Origin of the sequence: Methanobrevibacter sp. (genome assembly GCF_036307625.1) — an archaeon.
GTDB lineage: Archaea > Methanobacteriota > Methanobacteria > Methanobacteriales > Methanobacteriaceae > Methanocatella.
In genome coordinates this window covers 1-18896 of record NZ_JAXJXF010000113.1, presented here as the reverse complement: position 1 = coordinate 18896, position 18896 = coordinate 1, and the positions used below count along the sequence as shown (strand labels likewise).

The 18896-nt window shown below is 31.0% G+C and carries 22 protein-coding genes; 17 read left to right on the top strand and 5 right to left on the bottom strand.

The genetic code is table 11. From position 1 onward, the window contains the following. Window positions 1-27 precede the first annotated feature (27 nt). Together UIB65_RS07325 and UIB65_RS07320 are read left to right on the top strand one after the other, a co-directional pair. Window positions 28-144 (top strand): TMEM175 family protein, encoded by a 117-nt coding sequence (locus UIB65_RS07325; RefSeq protein ID WP_330040612.1) that lies wholly within the window; start codon window positions 28-30, stop codon window positions 142-144. Beyond that, window positions 135-581: a TMEM175 family protein gene (locus UIB65_RS07320; RefSeq protein ID WP_330040611.1), complete on the top strand. Its 447-nt coding sequence runs from the start codon at window positions 135-137 to the stop codon at window positions 579-581. Before UIB65_RS07325 ends, UIB65_RS07320 begins: the two co-directional genes overlap by 10 nt. Here the strand turns inward: UIB65_RS07320 and UIB65_RS07315 are convergent, their stop codons facing one another. The 4 genes from UIB65_RS07315 to UIB65_RS07300 are packed head-to-tail and all read right to left on the bottom strand — an operon-like array spanning window position 582 to window position 4304. Beyond that, entirely contained in the window at window positions 582-1229 is a 648-nt protein-coding gene (locus tag UIB65_RS07315; protein ID WP_330040610.1) for a hypothetical protein, read from the bottom strand. Further along, window positions 1219-3204: a phage holin family protein gene (locus UIB65_RS07310; RefSeq protein ID WP_330040609.1), complete on the bottom strand. Its 1986-nt coding sequence runs from the start codon at window positions 3202-3204 to the stop codon at window positions 1219-1221. The genes UIB65_RS07315 and UIB65_RS07310 overlap by 11 nt, the downstream gene beginning before the upstream one ends. 1 nt (window position 3205) lies before the next feature. After that, window positions 3206-3739, bottom strand: coding sequence for a TIGR00730 family Rossman fold protein (locus UIB65_RS07305; protein WP_330040608.1), 534 nt, complete (start codon window positions 3737-3739; stop codon window positions 3206-3208). 13 nt (window positions 3740-3752) lie between these two features. Next, window positions 3753-4304 (bottom strand): DUF2115 domain-containing protein, encoded by a 552-nt coding sequence (locus UIB65_RS07300; protein ID WP_330040607.1) that lies wholly within the window; start codon window positions 4302-4304, stop codon window positions 3753-3755. Window positions 4305-4393: 89 nt separating this feature from the next. On the opposite strand from UIB65_RS07300, the gene UIB65_RS07295 reads away from it, so the two are divergent. From UIB65_RS07295 to UIB65_RS07245, 11 genes are all read left to right on the top strand, one after another. Continuing rightward, the gene (locus UIB65_RS07295) at window positions 4394-5038 is read left to right on the top strand and encodes a hypothetical protein (protein ID WP_330040606.1); all 645 of its coding nucleotides are present in this window, start codon (window positions 4394-4396) and stop codon (window positions 5036-5038) included. 77 nt (window positions 5039-5115) lie between these two features. Further along, the gene (locus UIB65_RS07290) at window positions 5116-5583 is read left to right on the top strand and encodes a hypothetical protein (protein ID WP_330040604.1); all 468 of its coding nucleotides are present in this window, start codon (window positions 5116-5118) and stop codon (window positions 5581-5583) included. Window positions 5584-5702: 119 nt separating this feature from the next. After that, complete coding sequence (gene nikR / locus UIB65_RS07285; RefSeq protein ID WP_330040603.1) at window positions 5703-6155, top strand: nickel-responsive transcriptional regulator NikR; 453 nt, start codon at window positions 5703-5705, stop codon at window positions 6153-6155. Between the two features lie 53 nt (window positions 6156-6208). Next, window positions 6209-6943 carry a methyltransferase domain-containing protein gene (locus UIB65_RS07280; RefSeq protein WP_330040602.1) on the top strand — a complete coding sequence of 245 codons (735 nt, stop codon included), beginning with the start codon at window positions 6209-6211 and terminating at the stop codon, window positions 6941-6943. Between the two features lie 10 nt (window positions 6944-6953). After that, a complete protein-coding gene (gene hycI, locus UIB65_RS07275; protein ID WP_330040601.1) occupies window positions 6954-7439 on the top strand; it encodes a hydrogenase maturation peptidase HycI in 486 nt (161 codons plus the stop codon). After that, window positions 7436-8530 carry an ATP-grasp domain-containing protein gene (locus tag UIB65_RS07270; protein WP_330040600.1) on the top strand — a complete coding sequence of 365 codons (1095 nt, stop codon included), beginning with the start codon at window positions 7436-7438 and terminating at the stop codon, window positions 8528-8530. The genes hycI and UIB65_RS07270 overlap by 4 nt, the downstream gene beginning before the upstream one ends. 64 nt (window positions 8531-8594) lie before the next feature. After that, entirely contained in the window at window positions 8595-9677 is a 1083-nt protein-coding gene (locus UIB65_RS07265) for a phospho-N-acetylmuramoyl-pentapeptide-transferase (protein ID WP_330040598.1), read from the top strand. A gap of 30 nt (window positions 9678-9707) precedes the next feature. Continuing rightward, the gene (locus UIB65_RS07260) at window positions 9708-11138 is read left to right on the top strand and encodes a Mur ligase family protein (RefSeq protein ID WP_330040596.1); all 1431 of its coding nucleotides are present in this window, start codon (window positions 9708-9710) and stop codon (window positions 11136-11138) included. An 83-nt stretch (window positions 11139-11221) separates the two neighbouring features. Continuing rightward, on the top strand, window positions 11222-11680 hold the full coding sequence (locus tag UIB65_RS07255; protein ID WP_330040594.1) for a hypothetical protein: 459 nt from the start codon (window positions 11222-11224) through the stop codon (window positions 11678-11680). Between the two features lie 34 nt (window positions 11681-11714). Beyond that, a complete protein-coding gene (locus UIB65_RS07250) occupies window positions 11715-12932 on the top strand; it encodes a hypothetical protein (RefSeq protein ID WP_330040654.1) in 1218 nt (405 codons plus the stop codon). Between the two features lie 38 nt (window positions 12933-12970). After that, complete coding sequence (locus tag UIB65_RS07245; protein ID WP_330040592.1) at window positions 12971-13405, top strand: DUF356 domain-containing protein; 435 nt, start codon at window positions 12971-12973, stop codon at window positions 13403-13405. Here the strand turns inward: UIB65_RS07245 and UIB65_RS07240 are convergent, their stop codons facing one another. Beyond that, window positions 13406-13897 carry a multiprotein bridging factor aMBF1 gene (locus UIB65_RS07240; RefSeq protein ID WP_330040590.1) on the bottom strand — a complete coding sequence of 164 codons (492 nt, stop codon included), beginning with the start codon at window positions 13895-13897 and terminating at the stop codon, window positions 13406-13408. A 183-nt stretch (window positions 13898-14080) separates the two neighbouring features. Here UIB65_RS07240 and UIB65_RS07235 point away from each other — a divergent pair, with 183 nt between their 5' ends. The 4 genes from UIB65_RS07235 to UIB65_RS07220 all read left to right on the top strand — a co-directional run bounded on the left by UIB65_RS07235 (window position 14081) and on the right by UIB65_RS07220 (window position 18769). Next, the gene (locus tag UIB65_RS07235) at window positions 14081-15319 is read left to right on the top strand and encodes a proteasome-activating nucleotidase (protein ID WP_330040652.1); all 1239 of its coding nucleotides are present in this window, start codon (window positions 14081-14083) and stop codon (window positions 15317-15319) included. A gap of 337 nt (window positions 15320-15656) precedes the next feature. Then, window positions 15657-16145 carry a hypothetical protein gene (locus tag UIB65_RS07230; RefSeq protein WP_330040588.1) on the top strand — a complete coding sequence of 163 codons (489 nt, stop codon included), beginning with the start codon at window positions 15657-15659 and terminating at the stop codon, window positions 16143-16145. A 282-nt stretch (window positions 16146-16427) separates the two neighbouring features. Further along, window positions 16428-17690 (top strand): PH domain-containing protein, encoded by a 1263-nt coding sequence (locus UIB65_RS07225; protein ID WP_330040586.1) that lies wholly within the window; start codon window positions 16428-16430, stop codon window positions 17688-17690. A gap of 41 nt (window positions 17691-17731) precedes the next feature. Next, complete coding sequence (locus UIB65_RS07220; protein WP_330040584.1) at window positions 17732-18769, top strand: TIGR01177 family methyltransferase; 1038 nt, start codon at window positions 17732-17734, stop codon at window positions 18767-18769. The last annotated feature ends 127 nt before the right edge of the window (window positions 18770-18896 follow it).

Below are 18896 nucleotides of genomic sequence, written 5' to 3'. Positions count from 1 at the left end.
AAGATTATTATGGAAAATGAAAATTATATGCCGACCAATCGTTTGGAAGCATTTTATGATGCGATTATTGCTATAATTGTAACGGTTTTGGTATTGGAATTACCTCAGCCAGAAACAGCTTCGATTGCTGCAATATGGCTATAAAAAATTCTTATTTTGCATATCTGATAAGTTTTTTAGTATGTACAAATCTGTGGCAGTATCATCATGTAATTTATAATCATGTTGATAAAATTAATGCAAGAATCATTTGGCAAAACATTTTATTGTTGTTGATTGTTTCCATGATTCCATATCTGACAATATTTGTTGCAAACAATCCATTTTCTCTGCTTGCACAGGTGTTATATGGTGTTGATTTTATTTTAATGAACATTATGCATTATGTTATGGCTAAATCATTAATGGATATTAATCCTGAGAAATCATTATCTGATGCGTTAAATATAAAAAATGCGTTGGTAATTCCGTCCATTTTGTTTATTGTAGGTTTAATTATAGCCTTTTTAGGATATCCTATTGCAATCGGTGTTTGCTGTTTGATAACAATTATCCGGTCAATAATTTACTCTTTGAAATGATTAATTTAAAACAATGGTTTCATTAATCATTTCTATTAAAATCTTATTTATGGGATTTTTGAATGATAGGGGATGTTCCTTTTGATATTTTGTACTGAAAGGAAGAACTCTGAAGCTGGACATACATTGGTCAGTTGATCTAAGTGCAAAATAAGCTTTATATTCTTTTTCTATGATGTTGATTATTAATCCAACATCTTCTGTTCTCTCATGGCTGGCAATACCTTCTTCGGCATAAACCCTAAATTTTTTAACGCTGTCTGCGGTAATGAGATTATATTCTACAAGGTATTCGTATTCGTCTTCATCTAAGTCATAATCGTCATATTCAATTATTTCACTGCATTCCTCTTCTGGAATAATTAAATTTGATGCACAGTATCCTAAGGATATGTAAATGCCGTCAAGGTCCAATGACTTTGAAATAATGTCAAAATATAAATTGTCTAGAGGTTGTGATTTGTATCTATCACCCAAAATCTCTGGAACGGTATGGGTTAGACCACCGTCTTCAATAACTGTGCAGTAAAAATGTTCTTCACCAAGATAACCTGCTGTTGCTGCTTTTTCAATTGTTTTTTTTATATCTATGTTGTTTGCATCTTCTATTTTTCTAGCAATTTCTAATACTTCTTGGTCACTTATCATTTTCAGCACTTTCTTTTAAATTTTTTAAATTAGTTTTTAGAATTTTGTAAATGTTTTCTGCGCCAATAATCTCTTCGTTTGGGGTATTCCACTGGGAAGGGTATAGAATAAACGGTTTTGACTGGCTTCCACCAGCGCCTCCATGACTTCCAATTAACTCTTCAAAGGCACATACCTCATCATTTTCAGTATCATAAAAACTGTTAACTAAAATGTCAGGGGTATATTTGAAGGAACTGTTCCTTTTTAGATGTCTGACAATATTCTTTCCAAAGTTTTCAAGGGGATTAATTCCTTCTATTTCATCACTATCTAGATAATATGTTCCATTTCTACCGATTGCCATGTCACCTTTCTCTGAAGACCTTACAAGAATAAAACCAATATATTCATTTTTTACAATTCCCGGAATCAGTTCTGGAAAGAGAGTATTAATTTCTTCATATGTTAGTCTATGGCGCCATTGTGTTAAATAAATCATTGCAAGATTTCCTGAAGCTAAAACGATAACCTCTGAATCGCTTAATTCTTTTTTTTCATCATCTTCGGATCTATTTTTTAAATTGTCAATTTGTTTAGAAAATGGAATAAATGTGTTCCCGTAATGGTCTTCATTAGATGACATTTTAGCGAATATAGTCATGTCCTGTGGAAGTAATGATTTAATGAAATCTTCAAAAGACTCACCATATCTTTGTTTAAAAGTGGCCCCATTTGTTTGTCCATGGTCTGATTGGATAACAAATTGATATTTTCTTGGACAGTATCTTGTTGCATTAACTAAACGTTTTATTTGTTTGTCCATTCCCTTGAGCGCATACCATGAATCATTGTTTCTAACACCTGAATGGTGGGCTATTTCGTCATAGCCTAAGTATGTAGAATATGCCACATCAATATCTCCTACCATCATGTCTCCGATTAATGTTTGAGTATTAATTTCTCTCATGAATACGTTAGTTCCGGCTCTTGTTGGAATATAAATAATTCCTCTTTTTATTCTTGGTTGAATATTTAATATTTTATGTTTTATTTGTGAATATATCTCAAGAATCATTTCAGCTAAAAATAATGATACGATACGTGCAAAATTGCTAGGATTTGAAAATACAGAAAACCAGGCTCTATTATATAGTTTTTTTAAGTTTAATATTTTGCTCATGGTAAAAATTATGTTGTCTGTATCTCCTGAAAATAAGTTTGACCTGCTCGCTCCGTTATCTGCCAACAATCCATTTCCATCTGAAATTCTTTCTTCTAATTCTTTAACTTGAATTGGTCCTGAACATTGCATCATCTGATTGTCGTTTTCCTTTTCAATCCATCTAAAAGCAGTTATATCTTCATTATTTCCATGCAATATTCCTGCCTGGCTTGCACCGGTTTGTGAGGATAAATCAGTTTCCCATTCTCTTAGAGTATGTGTTTTTGAATCAATCATGGATTTGACAGTTGGCATCAATCCCTTTTTGATAGCTTCGCATAAAACGTCATAAGCAAGTCCATCGATTTCAATTATTATTACTCCAGGATATTTTTTCAATTCGCCTTTTCTTTTCCTTTTTGCATCTCGGTAAACTGATCTGTAGTAAGAACCTTCATCTTCAATGGTAAGTAATGAAGATAGTGCTGTTGTAATAATGGCCATAGCTAAAGGTGTAAGTATTATTGCATAGCCTTCAATTGTTATTCCAAATAATGGTGCAAAAAATCCAAGCAACATCCCATTTAGGATAAGCGTGCCCACACCAAATGTTAAAACCAAAAAGGGCATTAGTATTCTTGTCAATAATGGCCATAAGAGCGCATTAATAATTGAGATAAATATTATAAATATTATAATGTCATTTTCTTCTATTTTAATGCCTAATCCCAAATAACTAATTAAGTAAATTCCTAAAACATTGCCTATTAACACAATTAAACTACGTTTCAATGTTACTCTGGGTGGTTTTTCAAATTCGTGCACTTCCATATCAATCAATATTTAAATGTTTCATGACTGCATTTATGTCATTAGCTATTTTGTAAAGTTCCTCTTGCTTGTATAAAAATCCCTTTTCACTCATTTCGTCAATCATTTCTAACATCTTATTAAAAAAGCCATCAATATTAAATATGATTATTTCTTTATTATGTTGCTTTAATTTTTTAAGGGTTATTATTTCAAAAAATTCATCCATTGTTCCGATTCCTCCGGGGGTTATGATGAATGCATCTGACTTTTCTAAAAATTTGTTTTTTCTTTCATCCATTGTATCAACATGGATGAATTCGCTGCATTTTTCGCATAATGGTTCAAAGTTTCCAATCCACTCGGGAGCTATTCCAATAGATTTTCCATTATTGTCATAAACTCCTTTAGAACATGCGCCCATCATTCCAGTATCTCCTCCACCAAAAACAAGCGCATGTCCGTTTTTAGCTAATTGGCACCCTAATTCATAAGCATTATCTGTGTAAATTTTATCTATTTTCCTACTTCCTGATCCATATAAACAGACGTTCATCAAATCATCTCTCTTAAATGTCTGGTGTTTGCTCTGCAAGGCATAAATGACAAATTGCATTAATATTGTCTTTTTGATTATCCTTTACTGGACAGAAAAAATTACCATCTTTTTCCTCTACTTTTAAACTTCCGGGGAATTCGCTTCCCACAGGATGAATAGGTTCTTCCAATATGAATGTTGTGTATACTGCAGTTATTACATAAATCAATGGAATTTTGTCGTCATCTTCATTAGATAGTCTTTCCTTTTCGAATGTTCTTTTAAGCATTGGAAATGATGTATCAAAAGACTCTTTATCAATTTTCTTGTCGGTATAGTGATCATTTTCAATAACTTCTTTCATGCGAAGTATAAAATATTTAATATAAACTTTTAAATATTTTTCACGATAATTTGCATGAATAAATTCACCATCTTTTCGCATACGTGCTGTAGCCATCATTAGGTCATATGGGGATATAATCCGAGCATACTTTTTAAGAATTTCCATTAAATCTTTTGAAGTGATAACATTTTTTTTGGATAATTCTTTAAGTTCGGTCAATATGTCTTCGGATTTCATGATTTAATATATTAAGTTATAAATAAAAATACTTTAACATATAATTATTATTTATTAGAAAGTCTATACAGATAATTAGGTTGATAGTTATGGCTGAAAAGTATATGGAAATTTCAAAAGAAGATATTGAAAATGTTGAAAATGCTTTAAAAATTAATTCAGATTATAAGCTTAAAAATGCTAAATTCAATATAAAATCATTTGAAAAAGGAAATGAAATTGTTTTAATTCAATATGTTGCTAATGTCGAAAATGAATTGGTTTTCCAGACAAAAAAAGAAAATGGAAAATATTTTATTTCAGAAACATTTTCCTTGTTTTTGGATAATATCATAAATGGTAATGTGTCAAGGGATGTTTTCCAGTCTGTCAATAAGTATTTCCATGATGTAATCGATGAACCCGAAAATGATTTTGCAGATGAAAAGGAAGAGCTAATTAATTTTTTGATTCTAACTGAAGAATATGATAAAGACAAGCTTGAAGTGGATTTGGACCCTGAAAAAATACGTGAAGACTATCAAAGAGATTATGATAGAATTTATGGGGATGATTCATTAAATAGAGTTCAAAAAAGCTTGGCTTTAAAAGAATTGGTGCATATGTCAATTTGTCAGGTTGTTAATGATATTGATTTATTTTTCACAAGACCGTCTGATTTAACTCCAGAAGAAATTGCTGAAAAAGATAAACAGGAAGCCAAAGCATTGGAAAACGAATTGCAATTATCATAGATTTGCATAGGCTATTGACATAACTATTAATAATAGCTTTGATATAATATTTATTAATTAATTAATGTACTGATTATATGATTACTATTACAAAAAACGAAGAAGTTGTTTTAAATCAAATCAAGATATTTGATATGGAATATCCTGAAGGTGTTCCATTAGATATCATACGGGAAGATTTGGGATTCCATGAATATGATTTGGTTCAAATCCTATCTGAATTGGAAGAAAAACAATTGGTTGTTTTTAAAGATAACAAGGTTTCCTTGTCTGAATATGAAAAGGAGATTAACACGGTTAACTCTAAAAAGGATGTTGAAGAATTGGAATTGAACATGAAAGAGAAAGAGTCATACAAATTAATTCAAGAGTTAGTTGATGAAAAAAATCTTATCTCCAAATACACTTTAGAAGGACATCTTTTGTATGGTGATTTAAAATTGTCTAATTTTAGAATGTATCACATTATTTTATCTTTACAGAATAAAGGATTGTTAAAACACATAACTAAGGGCGACGGCGAGTACTATCTGCTAGTAGAGTAATATTTTTTTTATATTTCATATTAATGAAGTAATATTATTTTTCATTTTAATCATAATATTTAAATAACTTAAACAGAATATATTTTAGTATATAATTTAATATTTCGATGTGTTTTTTTATGATGAGAATAAGTATGTCGTTACCTAAAAAATTACTTGCAGATTTCGATGAAGTATTAAAGGAAAGGGGATATCAGTCCCGTTCTAAAGGGATTCGTGATGCACTTCAGGATTATATTGTAAGATACCAGTGGATGAATTCAATGGAAGGTCAAAGAATTGGTATTGTAACAATTATCTATGACCACCATTATACTGGAGTAATGGAAAATCTTGCAGAAATTCAACACAGTTTCAGAAATGAGATTAACACAAGCATGCATATTCACATGACTGATAAATATTGTATGGAAATTGTAGTAGTTAATGGGGATATTGCAGAGATTCGTGATTTGACTGAAAGAATTATGCGACTTAAAGGTGTAGAACACGTAAAACTTACAAGTACTGCAAATGGAGAAGAATTTAGTGAACCTGGCCATAGTCATGAACATAGTCACCACCATCACTAAATTTTATTATTTTTTTCATGAAATTCAAAACGACTCCCTATCATTTTGATTTATTGAAAGATTCTGAAAGATTAGCTAGTTTTTATAATGCAATTTTAGAATATGATTCTGAAAAGTCTTTAGCTTATGATTTGGGCTGTGGGAGCGGAATCTTATCTTATTTTTTGAGTTTTAAGTTTGAAGAAGTTATTGCATTGGAATCAGAATTTAAAGCTGCAAGCTGTGCAAAGGAAAATTTGTCCGACTTTGAAAATATTAAAGTTGTTAATGAAGATGTATTTAACTACGAATTTACCAAAAAAGCAGATTTGATTGTTTGTGAAATGATGGATACAGCTTTAATTGATGAGGAACAGGTTCCAGTATTAAACTTTGCTAAAAAGTTCTTAAAAAAAACAGGCAAGATAATTCCAAAGGGGATTATCAATACTGTGGAATTGGTTCATATGCAGAGGCATCATTTCCATTGGGATGAGGAAGATGCATCATACGAGGTATTTTCCGATGCAGAGATTTATTCTGGATTTGATTTTTTAGAGGATATTGATCCAAATTTTGAAGGGATAATCACCATTAAACCTAAAAGGGAAGGTGTGATTAATGGATTAAAAATTACAACATATACCATTCTTAATGATGATATAATTTGCGGTCCAACGCCTATGTTGAATCCTCCTTTATTAATCCCATTGGATGAGAAAATAGTAAATAGCAATGAATTTATAAATGTTAAATTAAAATATAGTATGGGAAATGGGATTGAAAGTATAAAAACGGAATATGTGTAAAGGTGAAAAAATGTCTTTTGAATCTCAACTTGAAGATTTTCTTGCAGATTGTGAGAAACTAATTGTTTTAGGCGTTGGTAATGAGCTTAAATGTGATGATGGAGTAGGTCCATTCATTATAAAAAAATTAAAAGAAGAAAATATTGAAGATAAAAAGAAATTGTTGTTTATTAATGCTGAAACAGTTCCTGAAAATTTCACAGGCAAACTCAGAAAAGAAAATCCGAGCCATATAATCATTGTTGATGCATGTTTGATGGACGGACAGCCTGGTGATATGAAAATTGTAAATAAATATGATTTTGCAAACATTGGTATTTCAACTCATTCCATGTCTTTATCTTTCTTTGTGAGATACTTGGAAAAGGATAATGATTTTAGAATAATTTTTGTTGGAATTGAGCCCAAATCCTTGGATTATTCTGAAAATCTGACTGAAAATGTTGAGAATGCCGCTTATAAATTTATTGATGTATTGAAAGGGATTATATTATGAAATTATTATTTATCGGTTCAAGATTATATGATGACCTTGATTGGTATGTTAGAAGTAAAGGAATAGAAAGTGTACTTACAGAGTCTAATGAAAATGCAATTAATTTGGATTTGCCTGACCAGGTTTTCATTGTTCCTAGAGGTATGGATGGGCCAAAAAATATTGCGCTGATGCAAAATGTAGATGCTATTGTTCCGTTAATAGGAATTGACCCTCCATTACTTGATGTTGCTTATATGAAAGAGGAAGTTGAAAATGAACATGGTATTCCAGTTGTTGCAGCAGGCGTTAAAGCTGTCGAATTGACTTCTAATAAAATTAAAACAAAAGAGTTTTATGGAGATATAGGAGTTGCAACTCCAGATTATCAAATATTAAATGCTCCTGATGAACTTAATTTGGAGTTTCCTGTTGTTTTAAAACAGGGTGAAGGTCAGGGTGGAAAGGATATTAAAGTAGCAAAATCCATTGAAGATGTTAAAGATTATTTTGAAGAATTTGATCAGGCCTTGTGTGAAGAATTTGTCGAAGGTTCTGAAATTTCCATTGAAGTTTTGGGATTCAATGGTGAATTTGTTGCATTGCCTCCAATTTATAAGGGTGAAACTACTTTGGAGGGAATTCATCCATTAAATAAGGTTAAAACCGGCCCTTGCATGGTTGAAGGTTTAGACAATAATCTAGTTCAGCACACTGCTTATAAAATAGCTAAAAACTTAAATTCTGATGGTATTTTTGAAATGGACTTTATGTTCTCCAAAGAAAAAAATCAATTATATGCAATTGAGGTAAATACCAGGCCTAACGGCACCAGATATTTAACTACTGCGACTTGCGGTGTCAATTCTTTATGTGAATTGGTTAACATGGCTATTGGCGAGTTTTCAATTGCGAATGTTTTGGATAAACTCGAGTATAACTATTCAACCGAAATTCCAATTGGCAATTATGAAGGATCGTCTCCTAAAGAACCTGTTAAATCATTTGAGGATAATGATTTTGTTGTACATGGTCCTGAAGGTTATCAAAGGGTAACTGCCAAGGCTGATTCAAAAGAAGAGCTGGAAAACTTAGTTGATAAATTAACTTAATCTGTGTTATAAGTTATAATTATATACTATTATCAATAGATATTTTATTAGTTTAAAAGATTTATTGTGTGGTAAGATGAATAATACAGATATGTTAATTCTTTTTTTAATAACATTATGTGCTACAATATTTTTTACATGGTACGTTAAGAGGATATTGCTTAAAGCAAGGATTGCAGACAATCCTATAGTTAGTGAACATAGGCATAAGAGTGGTACTCCAACAATGGGGGGTATTGCATTCTTATTTACAATTTCTTTAATTATTTCCTTGTATTATCAAAATACTCCTATTTTAATTGTTTCATTCATCATGCTTGCAGGTGGAATTGTCGGTATGGTTGATGATTTAATTGGTCTTAAAGTTAAAGAAATTCAAAAAATCGTTGTAAATATTTCTGATGAGGTTATTGCTTTAGGAAGATTGGATGTTGAACCTGGAGAGGAAGTGCGTGTTGCTACTCCTAAAGCAAAAGCTGAAGTGGATAATTTGCTTGAAGAAGGTAAAGTTAAGGTTGTGGGTGAAGTTCCAATCAAAACCGAACCTGAAGAATTGGAAAAAATTATCTGTCAGATTGTACTGGGATTGTTTTTGGGTTTGACTGGTGTTATAACTACATTGGGAGGATTTGAATTGGGCATTTTTGCTATTCCTATAGTCATTATTGCTGTGTTAGGTTCTATTAATTCTGTTAATCTGATTGATGGTATGGATGGTCTTGCAGCGGGTATTGTAGGTATTGCATCTATTGCCTGTTGTGCATATGGATATCTATTTGGACCAATGACTATTTTGCCTCCATTTTTAATATTGGCTGCTTTATGTTTAGGATTTTTGGTGTTCAACAAGTATCCTGCATCAATATTTATGGGAGACACTGGTTCTTTTGTATTGGGAACAGGTTATGCTGCAGCAGTATTAGTTTGTGATATTCCATATTTTGGAGTTTTAGCATTGGGAGTTCCTATTATTTCAGTGATTGTTAGTTTATTACACAGAGCACATATTATTAAATTACCGGTAGAACCACTACATCACACATTAAATCATTATGGAATGTCTGAAGTAAAAATCATATTAACTTATTGGGGATGTACAGCTTTATTATGTATAATAGGCATTCTCGCCAAGATGTACATATTCTAATTTTTTTTCTTTTTTTTGGGGTGATATTTTATGGAAATTCAAGAGGTTGTTGATGCGGTCAATGGAAAACTTGTGGGAAATGATGAATTTTTCTCTATTGATGGATTCACTGGAAATTTTACATTTTTAAATGATTCACATACTGGAGATATTGTTATACGTCATTGGATTAATGATATTGGTATTGAAATGGCTTTCAATAAAAATATAGCATGTTTAATAACTCAAAATCCGAAAGACGGTGCAATTGAAATGGCTGAAAAATTAAATTTTCCTCTGATTATTACAGATAGTATTGAATTAGCCAATGCATTTGCACTTTCATATACTGTGGAAAAGTTTTCTCCAAATTCAACAAATATTGTAATTACTGGGACAAACGGTAAATCCACCACATCACATTTAATTTATCATATTCTAAAAACTGCCGGATTTAATGTATTTACTAACACTGACAGTGAATCTGAATTCAATACATTAATCGATCCGATGGTTTCTAAATTGATTGTAGATGAAGTAAATACTAATGGGGAATTGGATTATCTGGTGATTGAAGTATCCGAAGTTCAGGGATGGCTTGGAAAATTAATGAAAAATCATGCCGCTTTGATGTGTGAAGCCCTTAATCCGGAAGTAGGTGTAATAACAAATATTGCAATGGACCACATTGGACTTGTAAACTCAATAGATGATGTTTTTGATGAGATTTCCACTGTTCCTAATGCCATTGGCGATGGAATTTGTGTATTGAATCATGATGATGATTTGGTTATGAAGTTGGATGCCAAAAATCCGTTTTATACTTCAATGTCTGAGTTGGATAAGTTAAATTCAGTTTATTATAATGGAAATGAGATTGTTTATCAGAGTGATGTATTTTTAAAAAGACAGGACTTACCTTTCACAGGCAATCATTTCATTCAAAATATATTGTCTGCTATCGGAGCATGTATTTCATTAGGTCTTGATAAAGAAAATATCATTGAGGGTGTCAAATCATACAAAGCATTAAACAGACGTTTTGCTAAGTTAAATGACCAACCTTTGATTTATGATGATTTTGCACATAATCCTGATGGAATTAAAGCAACAATTTCTGAAACAATTAAACTGCTTCCTGAAAACCAAACATTATATGTTGTATGTTCCATTAGGGGTTCAAGAGGTGTTGAAATTAATCAATTAAATGTTGAAGCTATTGTAGAGTCAATGGATGATAATATAGAATTGATTCTTTCTTCAAGCAATGATGTTGTCAATGATTTAAACTTTGTTGAACCGGAAGAGAAAAAGGTATTTTTCGATACTTTAAATGAAAATAATGTTGATTTTATTCATTATGATAATCTAAATGAATGTTTGAGTGAAACATATGAAAAAGCGGATAAAAATGATATAATTTTATTAATTGGTGCTCAAGGAATGGATCCTGCTGAATCACTTTTGAAGGACATAATATAAATTTAAATATTATATTCAATTAATATAATAAATGAATAGTTTTATTCTTATAATAGAATATTCGTAAAAAAGAGGATATAAACATGTTTATAAAGATTAGAAGAGACACATTAATAATTCTATTATTGGCTTTTATTTTAATTTTGTGTGGTCGTTTAATCACTTATGTTGCATTTGCATCTTCTGCTGATGTCAACGATGGTATACCTATTTCTGGGATTATTATTAAAGGAAATGATATTGTTCCAGTGGATACCATTAGAAGTAATGTAATGCAATCTGGATTAAGAGATGGTAGTGTTATTTATGGTGATGTTTTAAAAACTTCTATAAGGGAAGTTTCACTGCAAGATGCTATTCAGACGGCACAAGAATTTGCAACACGGTCAACGGTTCCAGGTACATCTGTAGAACCTATTACTGCTGCTGATGTTCAAGTAGATAAAAACACAGGTGTTGTTACTGTAACTGTCATAGAAGATTTTTCTTCTGTAAAAATTGATAATAAAACAACTAATACTGCAGGTGGAAAAGTTGAATAAGTATAAAATATCAATAGCATTTTTAATAATATTCTTGATGACCATGAGCAGTGTAGCGGCTACTTGTAATATTATTGTTATTACAGACCCTACAGGTAAAGACCCAAATGGTGCTGCAGCTGGGAGTATGTCTTTTGCAGAAAACATGTTCCAGTCAACATTTTTAATGTCAAAGAATAATCATTTTGCGGTACTGTCAGGGGGTACTGGTAGTTCTGATACCAGGTTGGATTCTGTTATTGATGCTGTTGCTAATTTAAACAATAATGCTTCTGCAGCGTCAGCTGCTTCAATTGCATCTCAGTATAATGGAGCTCGTCTTGTTGCTGGTGGTCCAACTATCGGTGCTGCTGTTGGAGGTTCATTTGATGCTTATGTAATTACTGTTGATGATGCAAGTAATGATATTAAAGTAACTCCTTACAGTAGTGGTGTTGCTACTTTGCAACCGGGTCAAAAAGGAGCTATTATTCACTTGAGAAATACCAATGGAAATCCAATGTATGGTACTGCAGATTCTGTACGTAAAGAAACTGCAATGAACATTGGAAAAATGATTCGTGATGGTTATCCAGCTACCACTATTTTATCTGAAGCTATGGGTGAAGTAGCTAATGATTCTGGTGAAAAATACGGTGGGGGTGGAGTAAACCTCGTTTCAGGTATTTCTACAGAAGACATGTTTACTCCTCATGAAATGAACCAAACGGGTTATCCGATGAATGAAGAGTATTCTAAGGCCTGTCAGGATTGTGAATGGGCTTTAGGTTATCCTGCTGCTGAGGCTTATTCGAGATGTCCTGTTTGTGGGGGTCAATTAAAAACAATCTATGCATATCAGGCTTTAGGTGATGCATTAACGGTTAAATCGAATGCAGTAAGTGTTTCTGTTTATGGAAGTGATAGGCCAGGTTTGGCTGCTACTACTGCCGAAATTGTAGAATCTTCTGTTGCTAAAAATGGATATGATGCATCCGCTATCGCAGGTTCCATCAATAAAGCTATCAACAATGGTCTTTTGATGGGTGTTGATCATGTTGAACCTAAGGATTTAAATGTTAAACAAGGTTCTAAAGCTGTAGGTGTTTACTATAATGCACTTCCTGGAGATAGGTCTTCTCCATCTTGGGATTTACCTATTGATGGCAATATTTTGAATATTTTAGGAAGTATTCAAACAGTTGTAGGTATTATCTTGATTTTATTGGTGGTTTTCAGAAGTAGATTGTTAAAATCTTTCCAAAATAGGTGATTTTTCACCTTAATTATTTTTTTTTATTAGGGGTTATTATGGCATTAATTTTAGTTAGAGGAGAGAATAATTCCAAAGTACTTAATGCAATTGCGGATATGGAAAGGCATGGTAATTTGAATTTAATATCAAAGCCTAAAGTAATTGATGCAAATTTTGCTGATTCTTTAGTTGAAAGTATTCTTAATTCTAAACTCAGAACAAAATCTAAAGTAGCAACTGCATTTTTTGTAAAAGAGGACACTACTTTAAGTATTATGCAAATAAAAAAGATTCATCCTCCAGCACATGTTGTTGTTGTCAGTGATGAATATGAAGGATATGAAAAATTACAGGAGTCTTTAGATAGTGCAAGTGTCTTTCAAGGTTATCACTCTCACAGAGCTAAAAATGAGGGGATGATTGATTATTCCATTAAAGGTAATAAAAGACATATAAAAAATGAGAAATTAAATAGCTATCTTAAAAAATAGCTATTTCCTTTTAATTTTCATTACATTTCCTAAGGTTCTTTCACCTGAAGAAGTGTTTACAAATTGATTCAAATCAACATTATTTACTTTTTCTAACAATTTTATATTCAATGCTTTTTCTAATTTTTTTGTAAGTTTCACATCAGGTGTCATTTTTCCTGTTTCAATTCTTGTAATGACTGAAACTCTTTCATTGATTTTTTTACCTAAAACCTCTCTTGACCAATCTTTGGATTCTCTCGCTTTTCTAATTTCAAGGTCGAAATCCTCTATTAGTTCTTCTGTGGGTTCGTCTTGTCTAGAATAATTTTTATTTCTGGTTGTTTTAGGCCTTTTTGTTTTGTCTTGTTTTCTAAATTTTGGTTTAGGCGGTGCTTTTTGGATTTTACCAAGTTTTGAGCACTCTTTACATACTACCATAACTGATCCTTCAATTTTTGCTCTAATTGGGTTATGTTCTGGTACTTCTTTACCGCATATTTCGCATTCCATATTAATCAGTTTTCCTTTATTTGGTTATTATAAAATATATTGTCAATACCATATATAATAATTGTTAGTATCAGTTCAAATGAATACATTTAAATATTTAAAGTTACTAATTGTTATTAAAGTAACAATGAAATATAAATTTAAAACTAACTGGAGATGATTCACATGGAAAATTTTGACGATTTGGAAAATTCTTCAAAAGAACAATTAATTGAAAAAGTGGAATCTCTACAAGATGAAGTTAATAATTTAAGAGAAGAAAAATCCAAAGCAAAAAGCAACTTAATGTGGAAAGTTAGGAAATTAGAAAAGGATAAAGTCCTAATTGAAAATGAAAAAATTAGATTAGAAAGAGAAACAAAATCTTTACGTTCTGAAGTGGATAGATTTAGATCTCCACCTTTAGTGTTAGCAACTATAACTGAGGTTTTAGACGATCACAGAATGACTGTTAAAAGTAGTACTGGACCTAGTTTCCTTGTTAATTATTCAAAATTCTTAGATGAAAAATTATTAGTGCCTGGTTCAAGAGTGGCTTTGAATCAACAAACTTTTGGTATTGTTGAAGTCTTACCGTCTGAAAAAGATGCCAATGTTTCAGGAATGGAAATTGAAACAAAACCAGACATTACTTATGATAAAATTGGTGGTTTGGAAGAACAAATTATTGAAGTTAAAGAAACTGTTGAATTGCCATTGACAGAACCGGAATTATTTGAAAAAGTTGGTATTGAACCACCTAAAGGAATATTGTTATATGGACCTCCTGGAACAGGTAAAACTTTACTTGCAAAAGCTGTGGCTAATGAGACTAATGCTACTTTCATTAAAATTGTAGCTTCTGAATTCGTTAAAAAATACATTGGAGAAGGTGCAAGACTCGTTCGTGAAGTATTTGAATTAGCTAAGGAAAAAGCTCCGGCAATCATTTTCATTGATGAATTGGATGCTGTTGCTGCTAAAAGGCTTAAAAGTTCCACCAGTGGGGATCGTGAAGTTCAACGTACTTTAATGCAATTGCTTGCAGAACTTGATGGATTTGAATCCAGGGGAGATATTGGAATTATTGGAGCTACCAATAGGCCAGATATCTTGGATCCTGCATTATTACGTCCTGGTCGTTTTGACAGGTTTATTGAAGTGCCTCTTCCAAATATTGAAGGAAGAAAAGAAATCCTTAAAATTCATACTAAAAACATGGCATTGGATGAAGAAGCGGACATTGATATTCTCGCTGATTTAACCGATGAGCTTTCAGGTGCTGATTTAAAAGCAGTATGTACTGAAGCAGGAATGTTTGCAATTCGTGAAAAACGTGATAAAATTACTGTAGCAGACTTTATGGATGCTATTGATAAAGTAATGAGTAAATCTAAAGAAGACGAATTGTTCAAAACCGAAGCCGGTGTAATGTTCGGTTAATTTTAATATTATAATAAGCCAATGATGAACCCTATGAGCTCTGATATGTGATGAATGATGGGCGAGCTGAGGCTTATTTTTTTTAATCTTTGATTAGGTGACTTGAAATCAACTATTTTTTTTTAATATTATTTTGCTTTTTTTTGTTTAATTTTATAAGATAATGATTGAAATCTTTATTTATATGTATTGAGTTTTATAATAATTTCATTCTTACTTTTAAAAGGGTATAATATAAATTAGACTATGTTTATAGTGGTTTTTTCATTGGAAACAATCAAAATTACTTGAATAATATTTAAATATCTTTTTTAATAAAATATGTCTGGGTGTTATTATGAAATTTGATAGAAATAGTATTCTATGCATGGGGATAATAGCAATAGCTATGCTATTAACTGTAAATGCAGGATTTGCTAGTGATAATGGTGATTTAAAAGAATGTGATTTTGATTCATATTTCAAAATGGATGTTCCGAAAGATATAAACTTTGAAAAAACAGATAGCAATGCTACTGACAATATAACATTATCAAAATCTTACCGGGATGATGATAAGAAAATTAATGTTGTATATTTTCAAACAAAAAATAACGCAAAGAATGAATTGATTAAATATTATGAGGATATGGCCAAAAATGATTCATCTGTAACTATTAAAGAGGTAAATAACGCTACAGTTATACACTTTGGAAATGGAAACTCCTATGGCGATATTGAATATCATGATATGGCTATTGCAGGTAATGATAAACAATACCTTTTAGTTCAGTGTGACAATCAGAGCCTGATGAGGTCCATGGTAAATACAATTAATTTCAACTGATTTTTGTGTTGAAAAGCAGTTCAAACTTAATATAATTAAATGATTTTTAGATTAAATCTAAAATCATTATATATTTTCTATGAGTTATTATTATTGGATATACTCTCTATTTTTGGAATTTATAATCTAGTGGTAGCATTAATAGTGTAAATAACTAGAAAAAAGAACTAAAATACGAAAAATATAAAAAATCATGAAATCACATAATAAATTAAAAATTTTGTGCCACTTCATCCCTTTTTTGTAAAACTTTATTTAAAATAAAATTCAATAATATAAATTATGTTATTTGATAAAAATGATGATGTGCGAAATGAAAAAATTCTTTATCAAACAAAACCAAATATGCTTTTTGGTTGTAAAAAAGCTATTTTTGGTATTGTTATATTAGCTATTGTTATAATTGTTGCGCCAAGAGCCATTCAATTCATTGGCAATATGCAAGTATATTTGATATCTCAAATTAATCTTGCTTTAACAAGATATGCTGCAATAGCATTTTTTGTAGTCATTCTTTTTATTATAATTTATATAATCTGGCAACTTATAGGATGGTATTCCAAAGAATATATTATAACTCAAAGTAGGATTATTGTTAAATCTGGAGTATTATCTACTAAGAAAAATTATATGCCTTATGGATCTATTCAGGATATTAATACTTCCCAAAGTATTTTAGAAAAAGTATTTAATGTAGGTTCTATTTATTTGTTCAGTGCATATGATAATAATCAAATGGAGTTGTCTGCAATTTCTAATCCTTCTGAAATTGAAGATGTAATTTTTTCTAATGTGGTTAATTATAGAACTTATAACGAACCTAAATCTTATTTTCATGAGAATAATTCCTTTGGAAGGAATTTTCAAAATAGTAAAAAATATCATGAAAGAAATGATTATTATGATGAATTTGAACCTATCACTCCTATTGGTCATGAAAAAGATAGGGTTCCTAGAAGAAACTATGAATATTATCCTAATGATTTAGGTTATGAAGAAAATTCTCCTAAAAAATATGAATATGAATCTTATGAAGATAAATTTTATAATTCCAATCGTGGATTTGATGAGTCTTCCAAACAGTATGTTGATGGTTTTAATGATTCCAGTCGTGGTTTTGAAGAGTCTCCTAGGCAGTATGTTGATGGTTTTAATGGTTCCAGTCGTGGTTTTGAAGAGCCTTCTAGACAGTATAGGGATAATTTTAATGAGTCTGGTGTTGGTTTTGAGGAGCCTTCTAGACAGTATAGGGATAATTTTAATGAGTCTGGTGTTGGTTTTGAGGAGCCTTCTAGGCAGTATGTTGATGGTTTTAATGGTTCCCGTCGTGGTTTTGATGAATCCTCCAGACAATATAATAATGAAAGTTATTATAATGGAGTGAGGGATGATTATTCTTATGGTGGGGATGAATACTATCAAGATAATCAATCTGAAAATAACTATACTGATTATGTAAAAGATAATGTCCAAGAAAAATCAAAAGATGTAGATGGATCAAGTGAAAAAGTTATAAGAAGGCATTTTGATAAATTCAAAAAATAATTGTATGTAAGAATTTTTTTAATTTTATTTTGGTGAATAGAATGGAATTGCTATGTATTCAATCTCAAGAACATCCGGAATTGCCCATAGCAGAATTAAAAGCTGTTATGGATTGTGAAAATATTGATGCTGATTTAAGTGTCATTACTGAAGGATTAGTTATTTTAAAAAATATTTCAAATGATAAAATCGATAGTTATTATGAAATTTTAACAAAAAGATTGGGCTATACACATGAAGTTCATGAGATTATTTCAACATCCTCCATTGACCAATTGGATGATGATGTCTCATCAATTGACTGGTCGGAATATATTGATGAAACTTTTGCAGTGAGAGTAAAAAGATTTCATTCTGAAATAGATACTGTAGCCACAGAACGAAAAGTCGGTTCGTTAATTTTGGAAAATTGTAATGATATTAAAGTTAATCTGAAAAAACCAAAATCCTTAGTGAGAGTCGTGGCATTTGGAAGTATTGTATATGTTGCCATTGAAAAAATCAAATTAAATAAAAAACATTTTGAAAATACCAAACCTCATAAAAGACCATTCTTTTATCCTGGATCTATGAGTCCAAAATTAGCCAGATGTATGGTAAATTTATCTAGAGTTACTGAAGGTCAATTGCTACTTGATCCATTTTGCGGAACAGGAGGTATTTTGATTGAAGCCGGAATTATCGGTTGTAAGGTAGTCGGCTCGGATATCTATTGGAAAATGAAGAATGGTGCAGCCATTAATTTGGAACATTATGGGATTAAAGATTATAGAACATTCAATCTTGATGTTCGTGAACTTAAAATGTATGAAAAGGTAGCTGCTGTCGTCACCGATCCTCCTTATGGAATTTCCACTACTACTGGCGATATTGATGGGGACGATATTTTCAGGGAATTTTTTAAATCAATTTATGATAATATGCAAGATGACGCATATCTCTGTATGGCAAGTCCTCATTACGTGGATTTGAAACCTATGGCTGATGAAGTCGGTTTTGAGATTGTTGAACAATATGGAATAAAAATGCATAGAAGTTTAACAAGAATTATTTCCGTTATCCATAAAAAATTAGATTAGTATATAATATAATAGGTATATTTATATATGATGAAGTAATTTTGAATGTCTAAAACTACTCAAAACTTAACAATCCTTTTTATTTTATTTCTTTTACCGATTTTTTATTTTTAGATTATTTTTTTTT